Raw genomic sequence first — 19,557 nt, 5'->3', positions numbered from 1 at the left:
CCATTCGCTAGGTTTAAACCTTACAAATGGTTCTTAGATTTTTCAACTATTTGCTTACATTTGTTAGCTCCAATATCCCTTCTCTCGGAATCACCTTAAATGCATCAGCTAAAGTTTGTAGTTGTTCGTCAGATATTGTTTGTTTCTTACCGCCTTGTGAACAAACGATTGTGTAAACTTCAGCTGCTTTTTCAGCGGTTTCGATTAATCCGAACGTCTCGTCTATTGTCGTACCTGCTCCAAATACTCCGTGGTGTGGCCATAGTACAAGTCTTGCATTTTCCATTTTCACAGCTGTCTCTTCACCAATCGCATCTGTTCCAGGTACCATCCAAGGGATAATAGACACACCATCTGGGAAAACAACAATACATTCTGTACACATTTCCCAAAGAGTTTTTGTAAAGTCTATCTCGTCGAGACTGTGTGTAAAAGTCATTGCTAACAAATGAGTAGCATGACAATGCATGATGACACGGTGATTTGGGTCTACCGTCAAGCGTTTCATATGGTTCATTAAATGGGTTGGTAATTCGCTCGTTGCTACTCCTCCATCTTCAAAGCCCCAAAGAATGTCGTAATGTCTACCATCCTCAGAAATTCGAATTAATCCGAGGTTAACGGCAGGGTCATTTGTTACATTTTTAAAATATTTGCCTGAACCAGTTACGATCAAATATCTTCCAGCAAGAGAAGAGGCGTCAAAATTCATCGGTATTGTACGGACTTCTATATTTCCATCTAAGTAAGGATATACTTCTTCCATTGTTAACAAATAACTAATGTTTCCACCATTTCTTTCGTCCCATCCTAGACGGTATAAATTAGCTGTCGCATCTTTCATTTCATTAACAAATTTGGATTGTAAAATATCTTTATTCATTATACTCACCTGATTCCCGGTTTTTGTTTTTTGTTTTTGTTTGTTTATACCATTATAATATACTCAAACAAAAGATAAATCAACAAAACAAAACAAAATATATTTGTTTATTTTTGTTTTGTTCATAATTCTGTCAAAAACCCATACAAAAACAATCATCAGGGACTCTCCCACTCCGTTTAGTATTTTATTTTTTCAATTCCTTAACAATCTCATTAATACGTTTTTCCACTTCATAAAGGTTTTTCTGCATGCGTTCACGCCGACCAGTCAAGACCTGCAATTCCTGTTTCAATTCTTCTGTTTTGCTCATGATTTCCCCTCCAGATTATGATATAACATGACCGTTTTATTATGTGATTACCCAAAAATCTTATTAATTTGATTTTTATTCTGCCTGATAGGAATTTGGACCAGCATGAACAGCTAGTAAGGTATCAGCATAACCAACCAATCGATCATTATATATGTGGTTATGTAATTAAATGGTTTCATTAGGTCACAATGTTGATCACACAAAAGATGGAATTAAACAGTAATAAATTGGGAAACTTAGAGTTGGAGGAGGTGGTACATATGCCAAGAGTTGGAGTTGAAGAATCATTATCGAATATCACTAGTGCGCTTCGTGAAAAGGGATACGATGTAGTTGAACTTAAGCAAGAATCTGATGTACAAGGCTGTGAATGCTGTGTAGTTACTGGGATTGACTCAAACGTTATGGGGATGTCTGATGCTAGCATTCAAGGGCCTGTAATCGAAGCAAACGGTCTTTCTGCTGATGAGGTATGTCGTCAGGTTGAACAAAGAATGGGAAGATAAGCCGTAAATAATAGAAATCGGTTGGGGGAACCCAACCGATTTTATATTTTAACAGGTTGTTTTGTAAATAATGGTGATAAAGCATTTGTTTCATCTACATGAATAAAACAATCGTAGCGGTCTGAAACTCTAGTTGGAACATAATTTCCTAAATGCTCTACTTCTGGATTGTATACTACACCGATCGCACGATGTCCAATGACATCATTAAACAATTCTCTGTTTTGATCATCAAACAAAAAGTATTTATTATAAGGTCCCGCTTCATGGAGAATGTACTCCCAACTTCCCTTCCTAGCATTTGGTACAGGAAGCTCCTCAACCTTACCACCCCACTCGCGGGCCGCAATAACGGTTCCACGATGAGTACCAAACCCGACCGCATACACACTATTTCCGTACTTCTCTCGTAACAATTGGCCAACATTTACTAACCCTTCCTCCGCCATGTCTGTTGCACGAGCATCTCCTAAATGGGTATTGTGTTCCCACACCACACATTTCGCCTTTTTTTGATGGGATGCTATGATTTTTTCTAGGGCAGTTACCATATGGCCATCTCGTATATTCCAGTCATCTGGTCCCCTTTTAGCCATGGCCCGATAATATCGCTCTGCATTTAACATCACCAAACTGTTTATGTCGATATTTAAGCCTTGCTCGTTATTTCCATCATATTTGTGCTTATTTTGTTGCAGCGTTACTAAAACATTTAATACTTCCTCTGTACAACCTTCACCATAAAAAGCAGCAGACACCGCATAGTCTTCTGCTTTACGGTTAAATGGTTCAAAGCATTCGAAAGCTTTTTTCGCAGGTTCCACTAGAGAGGGTGACACTTTCTCTAGCTGGTAAATGATTTCATCCATCGACTCCCATAGACTGTACACATCAATTCCATAAAAACCAACTTGGGAATGAGTCCTTTCGTTATGTTGCTTTAACCAAGTGATAAAATCCAAAACTTCTTCATTGGCCCACATCCATGTCGGCCATCGGTCAAAATGAGTAAAGGCATCTTTTGCTGCTCCACCACGATAGCCCTTAACATACTCATTGACCGTAAAACAAGATGGCCAATCTCCCTCGACAGCAACAAAGGAAAAGCCCTTTTCTTCTATTAATTTCTTTGTGATTTCAGCTCGAATTTTATAAAATTCACTTGTACCGTGGGTAGCCTCCCCTAATAAAACAAAGTCTGCTTCTCCAGCTACCTCAACTATTTCTGATAAATCATCATAGGTGTCAAAACGAACAGAATGATTTTTTATATCCTTAATTCTTTTGTCATTAATACGCATATGTACCCTCCTATCATAGCTTTATATTTTCCATACAGAGGATGAACAAAGCATGGAAATTCCTTCAGAACAACTCTCGCATAAACAATAGAAAATTATCAAAGCCTATGAAAAAGGAGTTGTTATGGATGAAAAAAAATAACGAATACTTAACCAATGCAGCCAGGCAAAATCAAGTGACCATCCAAAATGGAGGAGATTTTCCTAATTTGAAAAATATTCCAGGTGATTCAGTTGATGAACACAAAGATCAAGAGGTGGCAAACCAAATCATTACGGGAGATGAAATTAAACAGCAAAATGAAAACTTATAAAAAGCACCCAAATAGGGTGCTTTACGAAGAGATCAGCCCATACCTGGCTGATGGCTTTTTAATTGCTTGTTAATTAGATCGTCTCTCTCCCCACCATCTGCTAGCTCTTCCGAAAATTCATGGGTGTTTGAACTCTTCTGTCCAACCAGCTTTGATGTACGAATGGTTTTAGGAGAAAGATTATTGTTTGGTGCTGCTTGTTCATTCCAGTCACTCATTTTTCATACCTCCTTACTTTTTTGTACATTTTAGGTTTCTGCGCTACACTAAAACTATGCATGAAAAATAGAAAGTGGTGTGAAATGATGACAAATCAAGAAATTGAACAAAAGATTTCAGAATTAAAAGTAGAATATGTACAAATTCAAAACGATATTGAAAAGCTTGAATCATTTAATCAATCTGTTGAAAAACTAGAAGGAAAGCTGCAGGAAATTGAGAAGGAATTAGCTTATTATCATTCAATGGAGAAATAAGAAAAAGTGGCTTAATTTTGAAGCCACTTTGTTTTTAGTTTACATAATATAATTACTGTTAACCATTAAATGAAAAACGAGCAGCATTCGCTGCCCGTTTCTTTTAACGACGGTGTTGGACTAGGTCAATGACCCCTAAAACGACATGTGCTAAGCCGAAACCAAAAACCGTATTTGCAACCATTTTGTTCGCTCCACGTTTTTGTTTCAGTGCATACCCAGTGGCAGTCACAGCAGAACCTAATGCAGTTGGAATTAAACCTTCGCGTATATTCATCGCTCAAATCCCTCCACACATCGTTATTGGGTGATGTAACCCCCTCCTTATTGTGCTCTTAGGATGGGTTGTTATGCTAGCTTCTTTATTTGATCCAACCCTCGAAAAATTTCTCATATCCTTTTTTCATGACAGTACTTGAGAAGGCACTAAACGCATAGTCTCGATTAACGCTTGAAGTTTGAATAGGAGAACTTAATGCCATATTTACTAGCTCAAACCAATTTTTCTCATTACCAGCAAAAGAATGTGGTGCACTAATATGGTTGTAGCAAGGATGTTCAGGCTTTACAACAATCTTGCCCATAGCTAGTGCCTCGGTTAACGGCATGGCAAATGTGTCAAACTTTGAGCTGCTCCAATAGACTTTTGAAGAATTCATCAAAGTAAAGACCTCATCTTGTGAAAGTGCAAATTGTAGTTTCACGTTTGAAGGAATGTCATATTTTTTCATACTTTCCCTGTAACGCTCGCCTCCAAAAACCATGAACACTTCCGTTTGAGGATTTTGTTTCGCATATTCAATCACTAGATCTGGACGCCTGTTTTCTTCATCTCTTCCAATCCAAAGGAGACGATTGTTTACTACTTGAGAAGGGTCGTAATACTTGTTTGCAATCTCCTCATTAAAGCCAATCGGTATTACAGTCACATCGTGAACACCAAAATTTCTCGCCATTTCCCCTTTTAAAAATTCTGTTTGAACAATAGCCTTGTCCACAATAGAGTAAAATGGCTTCATCATTTCATATCCTGTTAATGCTGGATCTGGGAAGCTATGTGGAAATAAAACACTATTCTTTAAAAACATATTTAAAAAGGTAAAACCGGAGACCGTATAAATCACATGGTCTATATTTTGGGAATAGATTTGGTCTAAGACGATATCATAATTGACAAGGTCTCCTTTTTCATGTTCATAGCCTGGAAGCCAATCATATCCACTTACATTTCTTTCAGGAGAAATGAATACAATTTCTATTCCGAGCTCACTTGAGATTGCTTTTAAACGTTCAGCAAATATTCGAGGACCTTGTGCCTCACTAAACTGTATCTTTCTCATAACTAATCCGACTTTTGTCATATATTTCAACCCCAATACTTAATTCAATAAAATGATTTTATCATATTTATGAAGCAAATTATTTTGATAACCAGCAATTACTTGCTAAAATACAACTGTTCATTATTTAGGAAAACGAAAGAAGATGATAGGTATGATTGAAAATAAAAACATTCCTCTTTCTGTATTGGATTTAGTTCCCATTGTACAAGGAGGATCTGCTTCACAAGCGTTGCGAAATTCTGCAACTTTAGCTCAACATGTCGAATCATTAGGTTACCATCGCTATTGGCTAGCCGAGCATCACAATATGCCGGGGATCGCAAGTGCAGCCACCTCTGTCGTTATCTCTCATGTGGCTGGCCATACGTCAACGATCCGTGTTGGTTCAGGTGGAATCATGTTACCTAACCATGCTCCCCTTATTATTGCAGAACAGTTTGGCACACTTGAAGCTTTGTTTCCTGGCCGAATTGATTTAGGACTTGGCCGTGCTCCTGGAACCGACCAAATAACGGCCCATGCACTAAGAAGAGACCGAAGAAGTGATGGAAACGATTTTCCTGAGCAACTAGAGGAATTACAATCCTACTTCATACCTAGTGATGATAAAAGGGTTCGTGCATTTCCTGGTGAAGGTCAAACCGTTCCTATTTGGCTACTTGGTTCAAGCGGTTTTAGTGCGCAACTTGCCGGACAATTAGGGCTGCCTTTCGCCTTTGCTAGCCATTTTTCACCTTTATACACTTTACCTGCTTTGCAATTATACCGCCAACATTTCCGTCCATCTGAAGTGTTAGACAAACCATACGCTATGGTTGCGGCAAATGTCGTTGCTGCAGATACTGGTGAAGAAGCAAAGAAACTAGCGACAAGTATGCAACAACAATTTCTTAATCTAATTAGAGGTAACCCTGGTCAGCTTCCACCACCTGTTGAAAACATGGATGAGATTTGGAGTCCGTATGAAAAGGCAACTCTCCTGCAGCAGTTTGGTGAACCAATTGTCGGGGACCGTGACACGGTAAAAGCAAAACTCGAGGACTTTTTAAATGACACACAAGCAGACGAATTAATGATTCATACGCAAATTTTCGATCATGAAGCAAGACTGAAGTCATACGAGATTGTCGCAGATGCTTTAAGAAAATAATAGAAAGGAGTAGCTATTCAAAAAGCTACTCCTTTCTACTATTTAATTACTTTTAAAACCTTACAAATACATAAACTTCAGTACCGTATAGGCAGCAAGTCTTGTTGTCATATCACGAATATCCTTAGATGGATCAACTTCAACAATATCCATAGCCTTTACCTTCTGATGAGCAGAAGCTATTTCAATAGAAGATAGTAACTCTCTACTCGTAAGACCCCCGGGACCGATTGCTGGGCAGCCAGGTGCAAAGGCTTGGTCCACAACATCCATATCAACAGACAAGTATAGATAATCTACTTCTTTCTCTAAACGTGTCAATTCAGTTATTAGAATAGAAGCCAATCCTATTTTTTCTATATCAGCCATTGTGTAAACATGGATCCCTTTTTCTCTAGTATATTCATGATAAACCTTTGCATTGGAAAAATCTCTTATTCCAATTTGAACAAGGTGATCTCCCTTGAGATATCCACCCTCAATTAAGCTTCGAAAGGGAGTACCATTTGTTTTCCCGCCATCTTCAAAGTTTCGTACATCATGATGAGCATCCCATTGAATGACTCCTATTCGGCCAAGCTTTTCAGAAAAGGCACGAATCGAGGGAAAACTCACTCCATGGTCACCGCCTAAGATCACATAACGTTCACACGAATTCACCTCAAGCATATCTGACACACTTTTATATAATCGCTCGATCGACTCAATTAAATCAGTTGGATGAGTCAGGCAATCACCAAAGTCTAGAATTTTCATGTCATGAAAGTCCTTTTCTGCTTCAGCAGAATAGGTGGTGAAGCTTTTAAAATGAGAGCGAATTTTTTGCGGTGCCTCGGCTGCCTGTGAAAGAGAAATAGATGTTTTTGAGAGTGGGAGGCCGATGATACCAATCTCTCCTTTTTCCCCTTTACTAAATGGCAATATGGTTTCGGAAACCTTTGTCACATGTCGATCTCGAAAGACAGCTTCCTTCCCTAACGATACGTACTCAAAGCTCATGACTCATTCCTCCGAATCATTTCCCCTGCTACAAACACGGAGTTTGCATGATTCACTCCAAAATGGTACGGAAGATAATGATAATTGGGAATATCCCATATAACAAAATCGGCCTGTGCACCAATTGTCAGCGTCCCAGCCACATCCTCTTTCCCAATAGCAAAGGCTGCGTTTATCGTTACGGCGTTCCAAATCTCCTCTGCTGACATTTTGAGTTTTAATGCCGCTAAAGACATAATCATTTGTAGATTCTCCGTTACACAGCTTCCTGGATTAAAGTCGGTTGCCAATGCCACAGCTGCCCCACCGTCGATCATTTTTCTCGCCTTTGCGTAATGCTCTTTCCCCAGATAAAACGTAGTGCCTGGTAATAACACAGCTACCGTATTACTATTGCCCAGCTGCTTAATTCCATCTTCAGAAGCTGCCACTAAATGGTCGGCACTCGTTGCTCCTAATGTTACCGCTAACTCTGTGCCACCAAGTGAAGCAATTTCATCTGCATGGATTTTCATTCCGAAACCGAGCTTCTTCCCTTCTTCTAAAAACCGCTTAGACTGCTCGACAGCGAAAACACCTGTTTCACAAAAAATATCTACATACTCAGCGAGTGACTGCTCTTTTATTTCCTTTAACAAAGAAATCATCTCATCTAAAAATAGATCACTTTCCCCCTTATATTCTGACGGAACTGCATGAGGACCAAGGAATGTAGATACAATTTGTATTGGATACTTTTCCTGAAGCTTCTTCATGACCCGTAGCTGCTTTAGCTCCGTTTCGCGATCGAGACCATAACCACTTTTTCCTTCCACCGTTGTTACTCCATAAGAAATCATTCGCTCTAGATGAAAAGAAGACTTTGCAAGCAATTCTTCTTCTGTACTGTTTTTAGTAGATTGTACGGTTGATAGAATTCCACCTCCAGAGGCTAGTATGTCTAGATAAGGAACGCCCGCCTGTTTTAGCGCCAATTCATGTTCACGTGATCCTGCAAATACGAAATGGGTATGCGGATCTACTAAACCAGGAGATATCACTTTCCCCTGGACGTCTAGATAAGACAAAGCTTCTAGCTTCTCTCCTTCTTCCGATCGACCTATCCAGGCAACCCTTCCCTCTTTTACCGCAAGCGCTGCATTTTCAATTACATGTAGATGCTTCATTTCCTCGCCCTTTAATGGACGAGATGAGGATGCAGGCAGAAGCAGCTGACCGATATTAAATAAAAGCAAATCGTGCATCGTGATCACCTTTCTCTGAAAATATTATTTTTTAGGACGGAGCATCGGAATATCCACGTCTTTTTCTTTTGCCACTTCTATCGCTTTTTCATATCCAGCGTCAGCATGACGGACAATCCCCATACCAGGATCCGTTGTTAACACACGTTGTAGTCTTTCCTCTGCAAGTTTTGTTCCATCAGCTACAACTACCATTCCAGCATGCAAGGAATAGCCCATACCAACTCCACCACCATGATGAACAGAAATCCAAGATCCGCCTGCTGCCACATTGATTAATGCATTTAATATAGCCCAATCACCTACGGTATCACTTCCGTCCTTCATTGCTTCTGTCTCCCTGTTAGGAGATGCTACTGACCCGCAATCTAAATGATCACGCCCAATTACGATAGGTGCTTTTAGCTCTCCTTTTTGCACCAATTCATTAATCGCAAGGCCCATTTTCACTCGTTCCCCATATCCTAGCCAGCAAATACGAGACGGAAGCCCTTGGAAGCTCACTTTTTCTTGAGCCATTGTAATCCATCTTTGCAAAGGTTCATTTTCAGGAAAAAGCTCTCTGATTAACTGATCAGTACGGTAAATATCAATGGGGTCCCCTGATAAAGCTGCCCAGCGAAACGGGCCTTTTCCTTCACAAAACAATGGCCGAATATAAGCAGGTACAAAGCCTGGAAAATCAAATGCGTTTTTTTCTCCTTCATCAAACGCCACCTGCCGAATATTATTTCCGTAGTCAAATGTGATGGAACCTACTTGTTGAAACTCAAGCATCGCTTGAACATGAGCCATCATAGATTTTTTTGACAAACTTATATATTTACCAGGATCTTGATTTCGAAGGATTTGAGCTTTTTCAAGTGAGAGACCACTTGGAATATAACCATTAAGTGGATCATGCGCAGATGTTTGATCCGTCACAATGTCTATAGGAATCTTCTTTTGTAACAGTTCGTGATGAACATCTGCAGCGTTACCAACGAGTCCAATCGAAAGTGGTAATCCATTTACCTTTGCCTCCTGTGCCCAGGCAACTGCCTCATCAACAGAGTGTGTGACTCGGTCACAATATTTCGTTTTGATTCTTTTTTGGACCCGGTCAACGTCGACCTCAACCGCGATACAAACTCCTCGATTCATCGTGACTGCCAAAGGCTGTGCACCTCCCATTCCACCCAAACCAGCAGTTAAGGTGATCGTTCCTTGTAAGGAGCCACCAAAATGCTGTCTTGCTATCTCAGCAAACGTTTCATACGTACCTTGTAAAATCCCTTGTGTTCCAATGTAAATCCAGCTACCTGCCGTCATTTGTCCATACATCATGAGTCCCTTCTGATCCAACTCGTGAAAATGTTCCCAGTTTGCCCACTTCGGAACAATGACCGAATTGGATAAAAGTACGCGTGGTGCAGCAGCATGCGTCTTGAAAACAGCTACAGGTTTCCCTGATTGAATGAGCAACGTTTCATCGTTTTCAAGCCTTTTTAATGTTTCAACGATCGCGTCAAATGCCTCCCAATTTCGAGCAGCTTTCCCAATTCCACCGTAGACGACAAGCTCCTCCGGTTTCTCCGCCACATCAGGATCTAAATTATTACAAAGCATGCGAAGTGCCGCTTCCTGTTCCCAGCCTTTGCACTCCAGTTCATTTCCTCGTTTGGCTATGACTACACGATTTTGATTTGCATTCATTGAACATATCCTCCTTTTTTTGAATCAGTGGTTGGTAGTCCTGTTAAGATAATGCAGTAATTAACATCGTTTTAGGAAATCCCGCCTAATAACCAAACTCCCTTTCCTTCAACCAGGCTGCCATCCCCTCAATATCCTTCGAATACACTCGATCACAATCGATAGATGGGACGATTTTTCTTGCTTCTTTATAAAAAGCTAGGGTAGCTGGGGCCATTTTTTCAATCCCGCGGTATTGAACAGCCTGAAGGGCACATATGCATTCGATTGCTAGGACACGCCGTACATTTTGGATTATCATATAAGCGTGCCGTGAGGCGATGGTTCCCATGCTTACGTGGTCTTCTTGATTGGCAGAGGATGGAATGGAGTCTACACTTGCTGGATGTGCTAGAGTTTTATTTTCAGAAACGAGAGAAGCCGCACAATACTGCATGATCATTGCTCCAGACTGTAATCCTGGTTGGGGACTTAAAAACGGTGGGAGGTCATTTAATCCCGGGTTTACGAGCCGTTCAATTCGACGTTCTGATATATTGGCGAGTTCAGCCATGGCAATTTTCATAAAATCCATAGCGAACGCGATCGGTTGACCATGGAAATTCCCACCTGAAATGACCATTTGGCCACCATTAAAAATAAGTGGATTATCGGTTGCTGCATTCATTTCAATTTCGAGCTTTTCCTTTACATAATCTAACGCTTGTAACGTTGCACCATGTACCTGTGGAATGCATCGTAAAGAATATGCGTCTTGAACTCTCTTTTCGCCTTGACTTGTTATAAGCTTACTTTCTTTAAGCAGCTCACACATTCTTGCAGCAACTTCTGTTTGTTGCACATATCCTCGTGCTTCATGAATGGCAGGATGAAAGGCATCAATAATTCCTTCTAAACCTTCAATCGTCATAGCTGCAATGATTTCACTTTGGTAAAACAATCTCATTGATTCAATCCAATTAATGACACCCTGCGCAGTCATTGCTTGTGTTCCATTAATGAGTGCCAACCCTTCCTTTGCCTTTAAAGAAATGGGTTGAATTCCTTTTTCTTTTAGTACCTGGTTCGCTTCATATATTTCACCTTCAAAATGCACTTGTCCTTCACCAATAAGCACGAGTGCTAAATGTGATAAAGGGGCTAGGTCTCCTGATGCGCCTAATGAGCCCTGTTGGGGCACAACCGGATGGATTCGCTCATTTAATAATGTTTGGAGCTGTTTTATAATCTCTACCCTAACTCCAGAAAAACCTTTTAGAAGAGCATTTAACCGGAGAAGCACCATTGCACGTGAGACAACTTCTGGAAATGGATCACCCACTCCACACGCGTGAGAGCGGATTAAGTTCAACTGCAAATCATTCACATCTTTTTCCGCAATCATGACATCACTAAATTTCCCAAAGCCGGTAGTAATCCCATAGATCGTTTTCTTTTTTGCTACAATTTCCTCAACTGAGTATCGAGATTCCTCAACTTTCTTCATACTTGCTTCTTCTATCTCTACCGTTGCAAACCGATAGCAAATATCCTTTACTTGCGAAAGCGTTAAGGATTGACCAGTTAACACAACCTTCATGATGCTCCCTCCAACTTCACCTCTTTAAATGACTAACATTCAAATAATATATTCTGAAAGTTTTTATAATTCTATTGTAAGTGGATGTTTTTAGAAAGGTCAATGAAAAATTGGTAAATTTTAGTATATTAGAATGGTAGTTTACTACTCTGGTAAAGGGACAGAGCATGTTAAAAACAAGAGATGCCAGCTATATCAATTAGCTGGCATCTCTTGTTTTATTATATTAAAATATTTTCTTTCGATCTCTTTCTTCCTTCAAGAGCTCAACAGCCTCACGAAATCTTTGTGAATGAATGACCTCCCTTTCCCTTAAAAAGCGGAGTGAATCATTTAAATCAGGATCATCTGACATATCTATAATCCATTGATAAGTAGCACGCGCCTTCTCTTCTGCCGCAATATCCTCGTAAAGATCGGCAATGGGATCTCCCTTTGCTTGAATATACGAAGCGGTAAAAGGAACACCAGCAGCGTTATGATAAAAGATAGCCGAATCATGATTGGCATAGTGGTCAGAGATACCTGCAGACTTTAATTGCTCTGGTGTGGCATCCTTTGTCAACTTATAAATCATCGTTGCAATCATTTCTAAATGTGCAAATTCCTCTGTTCCTATATCAGTTAACAGACCAACCACTTTATCTGGAATCGTATATCTTTGGTTTAAGTATCTTAACGCAGCAGCCAATTCTCCATCTGCTCCGCCATATTGTTCTATCAAGAATTTTGCTAAGGTTGGATTACAGGTTGTTACTTTTACCGGATATTGTAATTTCTTTTCATATACCCACATTTTTACCCTCCCTTTCTACACCTGCCAGGGCCAAGGAGATGTTCCCCAGCTCCAATTTGCATCTGTATAACTATTTCCATATTGTAGAAGTGGACCGAACTCTGCTTCAAACTGTTGTTTAATCTGTTTACTATATTGTGCGAATTGATTAAATTGCTGCATCGCTTGTTGATCGGTTTGGTGAGTATCTAAGTACAATGTGAGTTCTACTAGGACGAAGTCAACGGCTTGAATTTCTTCCATTAATTGATAGTATCTTTCAGGCAACTGCTTCACTTGTCCTCCCTCCTTTTTGCTTCATAAGGGTTTTCATAATAATCATAAAAAATAGGCCAAAGGGTGCCTTTTTGTAACGCTTCTCTTGGGGAGAATTGCGGAAGATTAGGTGGTTGAAATCCTACATAAAGATTTGGGGGTGTTGAGTAAAACTTAACTCCAATCGGACGACAAGGATCAAATGGACTGTGGTAAGGTTGGTACGTTTTCATGTTTGTAAATACTTGTTTAGGCTGGTTAGCCATAATTTCCACCTCTTTTTACCCAGTTTATAAAATATACTCGAATACCGCTTGTCACTATGTCTAAAAAGTTCTTTCCATTCAAATCGTATGTTTTCTTATCCATCCTCATATTTTTAACTGACAATCTCGAATAAGAGGTGTGGTGCTAATGAGAAGTGAAAAATTAACGAAGACGAAAGATCATTTAATTGAAAGCCTGAGAGATAAGCAGAGAAGAGATGGTTCGTGGAAATTTTGTTTTGAAGGAAGTTTAATGACAAATGCCTATATGATTATATTGTTACGGTCATTGAACATCCAAACAGAGGAGACGCTCATTAAACGATTGGTGAATGAGATATGTAGAAAGCAAGAGAACAACGGCTCATGGAAACTTTATTATGATGAAAGATTCGGAAACTTATCTAATACGATTGAATGTTATTTTGCACTACTTTATTCAGGTTACTTACCAAGGGATTCAGATGTTCTGCAAAGGGCAAAGTCATTTATTACCAATAATGGTGGACTTCAAAAATCTGAGTGGTTAACAAAATCCATGTTAGCTATTACGGGGCAAATACCCTGGCCAACCATTATTAAACTCATTCCAATAGAAATCATGCTTTTACCGACATGGTCGCCCATTTCCATGTTTGAGATCGTTGGCTACGCTAGAGCTCACTGGGTCCCTATTATCATTTGTTCGAATAAAAACTTTAAGAATGTCCACCCACAACAACCTTCTCTAGAAGACTTGAATATAGATAGAGAAGAAGATCAGTCACAAATAGATGAACGCTCAATGAAATTAATCTCAAAGATTAAATCAGAAGCTACAAAACTAGCAGAAATACCAGAACAAATTCATGAGGAGTCTTTTCATAAAGGTGAAGCTTACATGCTTGAAAGAATAGAGTCGAATGGTACATTATATAGCTATTTTAGCTCTACCTTTTTTATGATTTACTCCCTATTAGCACTCGGATACAAAAAAGATCATCACATTATTAAAAGTGCCATCGAGGGGATGAAATCTTTTCTTTTTGAAGAGAAAGACCTCTATTATATTGAAAACTCACCATCCACGGTTTGGGATACTGCACTAATAAGTAATGCCTTGCATATCGCAGGTGTAAAGAATACGGATCCAATGATAGCAAGCTCAACTCAATATTTATTAAACCACCAACACACTACCTTTGGTGATTGGATGATAAATTGTCCAGACACTCCACCGGGTGGTTGGGGTTTTTCTCCAATCAACACGATGGTTCCAGATATAGATGATACAACCGCTGCCTTACGTGCGCTTGCACCTTCCACTATTGCAAAAATAATTCCTTCAACTGTTTGGGAAAAAGGAATAAACTGGGTACTTTCTATGCAGAACAAAGACGGCGGGTGGGCTGCTTTTGAAAAAAATATTACGAACAGGTGGCTCTCCTTTATCCCTTTCAGATATGAGGATCGAGTGCTATTTGACCCATCCACTGCTGATTTGACAGGTAGGACACTTCATTTTCTAGGAGAATACACAAATATCGAAAGAAATTCAGCCACGATTAAGAAAGGAATCAATTGGCTTAAGAAGCATCAGCTAGAGGATGGCTCATGGTACGGGCGATGGGGAATTTGCTATATTTACGGTACTTGGACTGCCGTTACAGGATTATTAGCTTGCGGGGTTAGTCGATCCGATCCTTCCCTCAAACGAGCGATAAATTGGTTGAATTCGATTCAAAACAAAAATGGCGGATGGGGTGAATCATGCTCAAGCGATATAAAAAAGAAATATACGCCACTTTATGCAAGTACCCCATCACAAACCGCGTGGGCTCTAGATGCACTGATTTATTATTATGATAAACCAACAAAAGAAATAGAGATTGGAATGGAATTCCTCTTATCGTCATTCGAAAAAACAAATTGGACGATTGAGTATCCAACAGGGGCCGGTTTGCCTGGAGGTTTTTATATTCATTATCATAGTTATAACTACATTTGGCCACTAGTTACAATTAGCAATTATCAACGAAAATATTTATAGATTTTAAGCGAATAAGACCATTTATGCATAACAAATTTTTTACTGTGGAAAATACCTCCTAGGTAGTCTTACTAGGAGGTATTTGAATGGACACTTTTATCAGGCATAAGTTACTCCAAAATCATGACGGAGCATATGAGCTCATTCTTTACTTAGACGATACTTTAACAGAGTTTTCACAGGAACTTGGCACAAAGTCATCCATCCGCTCTGATATTATGAAGCAAGCAACTCTTTTAATAAAAAATCGTTATCCTTCGATCAAGATTACAGTTGTCAAGGTTGTGTTAGGTGGTTTCGTAATGAGTACCTTGCCAGTAGCAGCTGATCGCGCCTTAGCTAATACTTCTATTCAGCAGACAAATTCTAACGTCTTTTACTCCGTTTCTCCTGGTGATACATTGTGGGGATTAAGCAAAAAATTTGGGACCTCTGTGGATCTTATTAAAAGTGCGAATAAGCTATCCTCTGACACATTAACGATCGGACAAAAGCTCGTCATTCCAAAAGCGATACATACGGTCCAATCTGGAGATACATTATATAGTTTATCGAAAAAATACAATACAACCGTTGATAGCATTAAAGAAGCAAATCAAATGTCATCCACGACATTATCTCTAAATCAAAAACTGATTATTCCAGCAATACTAGAAATACCACAAACACCTGCAGTTACGGAAACCACAGCCACTCCTACTAGTGTCACCCACACGATTGTTGCAGGAGATACACTTTATAGTCTCGCCAAAAAATATAATACTACGGTGGATGAACTAAAAAAGAATAATCAGCTAACAAGCGACGTATTAAGCTTAGGACAAATATTAACGATTCCTTCAACACAATCGGTAGCTCCAACTCCAGGACCTACCACAACTACCCCATCGCTCCCTGATACTTATACAGTGGTTAGTGGAGATAGTCTATATTCAATCGCGCTAAAGTTTGGATTAACATTGGATGAACTAAGATCTCGTAACCAATTAGTTAGTGATGTATTACGAATTGGTCAAGTTTTACAAATTAGTGAAAAGGCCGTTTCCACTCCTATTAGCACAGTTAGCTTTACCACGCATAAAGTCCAAGCTGGAGATTCGATTTGGAGTCTGAGTATAAAATACGGAATTCCACAGGCAGAACTATTACAAGCGAATGGGTTAACCACCTCAAGTATGCTCTCAATCGGTCAAGAGTTACGAATCCCCGTTCATAATATACCTGTAAAAGAGACCGTCAGTCCGAATCATGGTGAATTATTAAATTGGTGGACGGAAGCCCAATATGTATTTACAATTGGCAAAGTAGCAAAGGTAACAGATCTTGCTACAGGCAAATCATTTAATATTAAACGAACGATTGGCGCGAATCACGCAGATAGTGAGACTGTTACAGTAACTGATTCAAATACTGCCAAAACCATATGGGGAGGCTATTCCTGGACACCACGCGCTGTCATTGTTGAGGTAGATGGAAGAAAACTGGCCGCAAGTATGAGCTTCTACCCTCATGAAAGAGAATACATTATGGATAATGGAATTACGGGTCACTTTGATGTGTACTTTTCAGGTAGTTCAAGACATGTGGATGGCAAACCAGATCCTTCTCACCAAGCCCAAGTCGAAAAAGCTGCTGGAGTGAGATAAATAAAGAAACAAGGAGCTATTCCCTAAGCTCCTTGTTTTTTCTCATGATTATAGGATATCTAATCTAGCAACTAGAGCTAGTAGAACTTGTAGAAGCACTTGTACGTTAACAGCTAAATCTGTATCAGTAGTTGTTACTTTTACACCACGAGAGTTTTCGATATACGTTTGTTGACGATTCACTTGCTTGTTAATTAGTTTTTGCGTTAATTCTTGAGTTAATACTTCAGCTTGGTCGCTACTTGCAATTGAGATGCTAATGACTAGTTGAATAGCCGCTTGAAGAGCAACTTGAAGGTTGATGGCTGCTTGTGTGTCAGTAGTGATTACTTCAACATCACAAGAATCTTTGATTACGATTGACTCGTATGATGCTTGCACGCTTTTAGTTGTTTGATCTGCTTCTTGTGTGTCGTTATCACAATCCCAAGGGTGTGTGCTGCTAGGGTCTAATGCATTAAATCTTTGAGGTGCTGCGCATCCTCTGTTGTCAGAAAGAACTGGCGCCTGGCCTCTCCATACTTTTGAACTCATATATGATTTCCTCCTTATTGAATTTAGTTATTACACTATTGGTATATGTAAGTTTGACCCGGTCTGGCAGGGCAAAAGACTATATTTTTAGAAAAATGGACTATAGACTAGTCATTTTTTTAGGTAAAAAACTAGAAAAAGTGGTTGTTTGTCACAACCACTTTTACTCCTTACTTTTTTGTAATATTAGTTAGAGACTCCACGTTTTGCTTAAGTCCTTCAATTAGACTTTTTAATTCTGCTCTATCTTCATCTGAAAGCTGTGGCTTTGTATTAAGATTTATGCCATGTCTTTTTAACGTTGCATTAATTAATAAATCCATACTTTGTTTTGAAATTTTTTCAAATTCTTCTTTATTGCTCATTCAAATCCCTCCTACCTTTTTAATATAGGTTATGTCACGATACTTCTTGATGTGTTAAGGGTATTTGACCATTTTCTAGGAAAAAATAAAAACCATAGGAATTTATCCTATGGTAGGTCAGGTGGGCATGTATAAGTGTTATTACTTAAACCAGCCTTTTTCTTTAGATTGTGTAATGGCTTCAATTCTGTTTGTAACCTCAAGTTTCTCCAAGATCGCTGATATGTAATTTCTAACCGTTCCTGTTTTAATGTTTAACTGCTCAGCGATCTCCTTCGTATTCCTTCCGTCAGCAACAAGCTCAAGAACCTCGCGTTCTCTTTCCGTTAAAGGATTTTCCTCAGTATAAAGATCATCCATTAGTTCAGGTGCATAAATTCGCTTGCCAGCTACAATATTTCTTATCGAGCTTGCCAATTCTTCACTTGGACTATCCTTTAAGAGATACCCTCTTACTCCCGCTTTTAACGCCCGCTGGAAATAGCCTGAACGCGCAAATGTAGTAAGAATAATCACCTTACAGTTTCCACCCTTTAGCTCTTCAGCCGCTTCAAGCCCTGTCTTTTCTGGCATTTCAATATCCATGATACAAACATCAGGTTGTAATTGTTTTACCAGGGAAACCGCTTCGTTTCCATTATTCGCCTTCCCGATCACTTCCATATCATCCTCTAGGCTTAGAAGAGATCCTAAAGCTCCTAACAGCATTCGCTGGTCCTCTGCTATGACGATTTTGATCATACTGAATTTTCCTCCTTTGCGACCTGTACAAGAGGCACCTTCATAATTAGCTTGGTTCCACCATCACCAATGATTTTTAGACTTCCATTAACAAAATCAAGACGTTCTCTCATCCCAATTAACCCATGTCCTGATGATTGGCTCTGCTTTTGCCAAAGACCTATTCCATCGTCTTGTACGATTATCGTTATGTCTTTTGATGATTGTTTTATAGTCAGTTGAACGACATTCGCCTGACTATGCTTAACGACATTGGTTATTGCTTCCTTAATACACATACTTAAAATATTTTCAAGAAATAACGATACATTAGTAACTGGTTTTTCTTGACTATAGATAAACTCAATATCGGCTGCTTTTAATATTTGTCTAACGAGTACAATTTCTTCATCTAGCCGAATCCCTCTCATTTGTGATACTAATTGTCGAACCTCATTTAACGCAGTTCTTGCAGTTTGCTGTACATCCCTTAACTCATCCTTAGCCTGTTCAGGATCCTTTGTAATCAATCTTCGAGCTAAGTCACTTTTTAAGCCGATTAGGGAAAGCTTTTGTCCCAAAGTATCATGTAAATCGCGAGCAATCCGTTGCCTTTCCTCTTGTTTCACCAATTCGGCAATCCGCTTGTTCGCATCCTCCAACTTTTCTTCAAGCACCTCTTGCTTTTTACGATTATATATATTAAAAGGTAATAAAATAACACTTATCCATATGATAATGACAAATGGCAGCTGTCTTAAAAACTGAGGGTCTTGTAGAACCACATTGTAATTGATCGCAAATGTGGTTGCGACAAGATGGATTACGTATAAAGTCATAAAAGCAACACGTTTTTTAATATTGCCGTTGTAATACGCTATGTAAAAAGCAAAGTACACAAACGAAAAAAGTATAGCCATAGTAATAGAAATACTAATTAATATAATCGTCCATAAGTAGACTGGCCAACGTTTTGATAAGAACGCAAATCGTAAGGTAATGAAAAATATGACAGTCAGTATGATTCCTGCAACAATTTCAGGAGTGGACGATGATTGGAAGATAAAATAAAAAGGAAGTATACTGATAACGCTCCAAATATATGGCGAAATGCCCCAATTTCTTTTTGAATTTAACACG

General features: G+C 39.2%; 23 protein-coding genes. 6 read left to right on the top strand and 17 right to left on the bottom strand.

The features are described from left to right. Positions 1-46: 46 nt before the first annotated feature. Both rhaD and ACGLXV_RS07275 read right to left on the bottom strand, forming a co-directional pair. Positions 47-883: a rhamnulose-1-phosphate aldolase gene (rhaD, locus tag ACGLXV_RS07280; protein ID WP_391558091.1), complete on the bottom strand. Its 837-nt coding sequence runs from the start codon at positions 881-883 to the stop codon at positions 47-49. 187 nt (positions 884-1,070) lie between these two features. Continuing rightward, positions 1,071-1,196 carry a hypothetical protein gene (locus tag ACGLXV_RS07275; RefSeq protein WP_391558090.1) on the bottom strand — a complete coding sequence of 42 codons (126 nt, stop codon included), beginning with the start codon at positions 1,194-1,196 and terminating at the stop codon, positions 1,071-1,073. A 263-nt stretch (positions 1,197-1,459) separates the two neighbouring features. Here ACGLXV_RS07275 and ACGLXV_RS07270 point away from each other — a divergent pair, with 263 nt between their 5' ends. After that, on the top strand, positions 1,460-1,705 hold the full coding sequence (locus tag ACGLXV_RS07270) for a YkuS family protein (RefSeq protein ID WP_119708618.1): 246 nt from the start codon (positions 1,460-1,462) through the stop codon (positions 1,703-1,705). Positions 1,706-1,746: 41 nt separating this feature from the next. Here ACGLXV_RS07270 and ACGLXV_RS07265 read toward each other — a convergent pair whose 3' ends face one another. After that, the gene (locus tag ACGLXV_RS07265) at positions 1,747-3,006 is read right to left on the bottom strand and encodes an erythromycin esterase family protein (protein WP_391558089.1); all 1,260 of its coding nucleotides are present in this window, start codon (positions 3,004-3,006) and stop codon (positions 1,747-1,749) included. Between the two features lie 128 nt (positions 3,007-3,134). Between ACGLXV_RS07265 and ACGLXV_RS07260 the strand changes: the two genes are divergently transcribed. Further along, complete coding sequence (locus tag ACGLXV_RS07260) at positions 3,135-3,320, top strand: hypothetical protein (protein WP_119708620.1); 186 nt, start codon at positions 3,135-3,137, stop codon at positions 3,318-3,320. A gap of 32 nt (positions 3,321-3,352) precedes the next feature. On the opposite strand, the gene ACGLXV_RS07255 is transcribed toward ACGLXV_RS07260, so the two are convergent. Then, entirely contained in the window at positions 3,353-3,538 is a 186-nt protein-coding gene (locus tag ACGLXV_RS07255; protein ID WP_119708621.1) for a hypothetical protein, read from the bottom strand. Positions 3,539-3,622: 84 nt separating this feature from the next. On the opposite strand from ACGLXV_RS07255, the gene ACGLXV_RS07250 reads away from it, so the two are divergent. Then, complete coding sequence (locus ACGLXV_RS07250; protein WP_391558088.1) at positions 3,623-3,796, top strand: SE1832 family protein; 174 nt, start codon at positions 3,623-3,625, stop codon at positions 3,794-3,796. A 103-nt stretch (positions 3,797-3,899) separates the two neighbouring features. On the opposite strand, the gene ACGLXV_RS07245 is transcribed toward ACGLXV_RS07250, so the two are convergent. After that, positions 3,900-4,073 carry an asparagine synthase gene (locus ACGLXV_RS07245; protein ID WP_119708622.1) on the bottom strand — a complete coding sequence of 58 codons (174 nt, stop codon included), beginning with the start codon at positions 4,071-4,073 and terminating at the stop codon, positions 3,900-3,902. Positions 4,074-4,158: 85 nt separating this feature from the next. Beyond that, the gene (locus ACGLXV_RS07240; protein ID WP_391558087.1) at positions 4,159-5,157 is read right to left on the bottom strand and encodes a glycosyltransferase; all 999 of its coding nucleotides are present in this window, start codon (positions 5,155-5,157) and stop codon (positions 4,159-4,161) included. A 133-nt stretch (positions 5,158-5,290) separates the two neighbouring features. Here ACGLXV_RS07240 and ACGLXV_RS07235 point away from each other — a divergent pair, with 133 nt between their 5' ends. Further along, positions 5,291-6,289 carry an LLM class flavin-dependent oxidoreductase gene (locus ACGLXV_RS07235; RefSeq protein WP_391558086.1) on the top strand — a complete coding sequence of 333 codons (999 nt, stop codon included), beginning with the start codon at positions 5,291-5,293 and terminating at the stop codon, positions 6,287-6,289. A 60-nt stretch (positions 6,290-6,349) separates the two neighbouring features. On the opposite strand, the gene hutG is transcribed toward ACGLXV_RS07235, so the two are convergent. The 7 genes from hutG to ACGLXV_RS07200 all read right to left on the bottom strand — a co-directional run bounded on the left by hutG (position 6,350) and on the right by ACGLXV_RS07200 (position 13,123). Next, positions 6,350-7,288 carry a formimidoylglutamase gene (gene hutG, locus ACGLXV_RS07230; protein WP_391558085.1) on the bottom strand — a complete coding sequence of 313 codons (939 nt, stop codon included), beginning with the start codon at positions 7,286-7,288 and terminating at the stop codon, positions 6,350-6,352. After that, on the bottom strand, positions 7,285-8,532 hold the full coding sequence (gene hutI, locus ACGLXV_RS07225; protein ID WP_391558084.1) for an imidazolonepropionase: 1,248 nt from the start codon (positions 8,530-8,532) through the stop codon (positions 7,285-7,287). The genes hutG and hutI overlap by 4 nt, the downstream gene beginning before the upstream one ends. Before the next feature lie 24 nt (positions 8,533-8,556). Then, entirely contained in the window at positions 8,557-10,227 is a 1,671-nt protein-coding gene (hutU, locus tag ACGLXV_RS07220) for a urocanate hydratase (RefSeq protein ID WP_391558083.1), read from the bottom strand. An 85-nt stretch (positions 10,228-10,312) separates the two neighbouring features. Further along, positions 10,313-11,806: a histidine ammonia-lyase gene (gene hutH / locus ACGLXV_RS07215; RefSeq protein WP_391558082.1), complete on the bottom strand. Its 1,494-nt coding sequence runs from the start codon at positions 11,804-11,806 to the stop codon at positions 10,313-10,315. 226 nt (positions 11,807-12,032) lie between these two features. Next, positions 12,033-12,602 (bottom strand): spore coat protein CotJC, encoded by a 570-nt coding sequence (gene cotJC / locus ACGLXV_RS07210; RefSeq protein WP_119708629.1) that lies wholly within the window; start codon positions 12,600-12,602, stop codon positions 12,033-12,035. A 15-nt stretch (positions 12,603-12,617) separates the two neighbouring features. Then, positions 12,618-12,878 (bottom strand): spore coat protein CotJB, encoded by a 261-nt coding sequence (locus ACGLXV_RS07205; RefSeq protein WP_119708630.1) that lies wholly within the window; start codon positions 12,876-12,878, stop codon positions 12,618-12,620. After that, positions 12,875-13,123 (bottom strand): spore coat associated protein CotJA, encoded by a 249-nt coding sequence (locus tag ACGLXV_RS07200; protein WP_119708631.1) that lies wholly within the window; start codon positions 13,121-13,123, stop codon positions 12,875-12,877. Before ACGLXV_RS07200 ends, ACGLXV_RS07205 begins: the two co-directional genes overlap by 4 nt. Before the next feature lie 148 nt (positions 13,124-13,271). Between ACGLXV_RS07200 and shc the strand changes: the two genes are divergently transcribed. Then, positions 13,272-15,152, top strand: coding sequence for a squalene--hopene cyclase (gene shc / locus ACGLXV_RS07195; RefSeq protein ID WP_391558081.1), 1,881 nt, complete (start codon positions 13,272-13,274; stop codon positions 15,150-15,152). Positions 15,153-15,238: 86 nt separating this feature from the next. After that, complete coding sequence (locus ACGLXV_RS07190; protein ID WP_391558080.1) at positions 15,239-16,798, top strand: LysM peptidoglycan-binding domain-containing protein; 1,560 nt, start codon at positions 15,239-15,241, stop codon at positions 16,796-16,798. A 48-nt stretch (positions 16,799-16,846) separates the two neighbouring features. On the opposite strand, the gene ACGLXV_RS07185 is transcribed toward ACGLXV_RS07190, so the two are convergent. The 4 genes from ACGLXV_RS07185 to ACGLXV_RS07170 form a co-directional block, all read right to left on the bottom strand. Beyond that, positions 16,847-17,332: a spore coat protein gene (locus ACGLXV_RS07185; protein ID WP_391558079.1), complete on the bottom strand. Its 486-nt coding sequence runs from the start codon at positions 17,330-17,332 to the stop codon at positions 16,847-16,849. A gap of 170 nt (positions 17,333-17,502) precedes the next feature. Then, positions 17,503-17,697, bottom strand: coding sequence for a hypothetical protein (locus ACGLXV_RS07180; protein ID WP_119708635.1), 195 nt, complete (start codon positions 17,695-17,697; stop codon positions 17,503-17,505). A 141-nt stretch (positions 17,698-17,838) separates the two neighbouring features. Further along, on the bottom strand, positions 17,839-18,438 hold the full coding sequence (locus ACGLXV_RS07175; RefSeq protein WP_119708636.1) for a response regulator transcription factor: 600 nt from the start codon (positions 18,436-18,438) through the stop codon (positions 17,839-17,841). Continuing rightward, the gene (locus tag ACGLXV_RS07170) at positions 18,435-19,556 is read right to left on the bottom strand and encodes a sensor histidine kinase (RefSeq protein WP_391558078.1); all 1,122 of its coding nucleotides are present in this window, start codon (positions 19,554-19,556) and stop codon (positions 18,435-18,437) included. The genes ACGLXV_RS07175 and ACGLXV_RS07170 overlap by 4 nt, the downstream gene beginning before the upstream one ends. Between the last annotated feature and the right edge of the window lies 1 nt (position 19,557).

Source organism: Robertmurraya sp. (assembly GCF_036676585.1).
Lineage (GTDB): Bacteria > Bacillota > Bacilli > Bacillales > Cytobacillaceae > Robertmurraya_A.
Note: the sequence above shows the minus strand (reverse complement) of the source record. Positions and strands in the feature narration are given on the sequence as shown.

Excerpts from the sequence above, each read along its gene's own strand:
- ACGLXV_RS07175 (WP_119708636.1), bottom strand. The coding sequence starts at position 18,438 with ATGATCAAAATCGTCATAGCAGAGGACCAGCGAATGCTGTTAGGAGCT.
- ACGLXV_RS07260 (WP_119708620.1), top strand. The coding sequence starts at position 3,135 with ATGAAAAAAAATAACGAATACTTAACCAATGCAGCCAGGCAAAATCAA.
- rhaD (WP_391558091.1), bottom strand. The coding sequence starts at position 883 with ATGAATAAAGATATTTTACAATCCAAATTTGTTAATGAAATGAAAGAT.
- hutU (WP_391558083.1), bottom strand. The coding sequence starts at position 10,227 with ATGAATGCAAATCAAAATCGTGTAGTCATAGCCAAACGAGGAAATGAA.
- ACGLXV_RS07235 (WP_391558086.1), top strand. The coding sequence starts at position 5,291 with ATGATTGAAAATAAAAACATTCCTCTTTCTGTATTGGATTTAGTTCCC.
- ACGLXV_RS07200 (WP_119708631.1), bottom strand. The coding sequence starts at position 13,123 with ATGGCTAACCAGCCTAAACAAGTATTTACAAACATGAAAACGTACCAA.
- ACGLXV_RS07240 (WP_391558087.1), bottom strand. The coding sequence starts at position 5,157 with ATGACAAAAGTCGGATTAGTTATGAGAAAGATACAGTTTAGTGAGGCA.
- ACGLXV_RS07245 (WP_119708622.1), bottom strand. The coding sequence starts at position 4,073 with ATGAATATACGCGAAGGTTTAATTCCAACTGCATTAGGTTCTGCTGTG.
- hutG (WP_391558085.1), bottom strand. The coding sequence starts at position 7,288 with ATGAGCTTTGAGTACGTATCGTTAGGGAAGGAAGCTGTCTTTCGAGAT.
- ACGLXV_RS07250 (WP_391558088.1), top strand. The coding sequence starts at position 3,623 with ATGATGACAAATCAAGAAATTGAACAAAAGATTTCAGAATTAAAAGTA.
- ACGLXV_RS07270 (WP_119708618.1), top strand. The coding sequence starts at position 1,460 with ATGCCAAGAGTTGGAGTTGAAGAATCATTATCGAATATCACTAGTGCG.
- ACGLXV_RS07180 (WP_119708635.1), bottom strand. The coding sequence starts at position 17,697 with ATGAGCAATAAAGAAGAATTTGAAAAAATTTCAAAACAAAGTATGGAT.
- ACGLXV_RS07265 (WP_391558089.1), bottom strand. The coding sequence starts at position 3,006 with ATGCGTATTAATGACAAAAGAATTAAGGATATAAAAAATCATTCTGTT.
- hutH (WP_391558082.1), bottom strand. The coding sequence starts at position 11,806 with ATGAAGGTTGTGTTAACTGGTCAATCCTTAACGCTTTCGCAAGTAAAG.
- hutI (WP_391558084.1), bottom strand. The coding sequence starts at position 8,532 with ATGCACGATTTGCTTTTATTTAATATCGGTCAGCTGCTTCTGCCTGCA.
- ACGLXV_RS07185 (WP_391558079.1), bottom strand. The coding sequence starts at position 17,332 with ATGAGTTCAAAAGTATGGAGAGGCCAGGCGCCAGTTCTTTCTGACAAC.
- ACGLXV_RS07255 (WP_119708621.1), bottom strand. The coding sequence starts at position 3,538 with ATGAGTGACTGGAATGAACAAGCAGCACCAAACAATAATCTTTCTCCT.
- cotJC (WP_119708629.1), bottom strand. The coding sequence starts at position 12,602 with ATGTGGGTATATGAAAAGAAATTACAATATCCGGTAAAAGTAACAACC.
- ACGLXV_RS07190 (WP_391558080.1), top strand. The coding sequence starts at position 15,239 with ATGGACACTTTTATCAGGCATAAGTTACTCCAAAATCATGACGGAGCA.
- ACGLXV_RS07275 (WP_391558090.1), bottom strand. The coding sequence starts at position 1,196 with ATGAGCAAAACAGAAGAATTGAAACAGGAATTGCAGGTCTTGACTGGT.
- shc (WP_391558081.1), top strand. The coding sequence starts at position 13,272 with ATGAGAAGTGAAAAATTAACGAAGACGAAAGATCATTTAATTGAAAGC.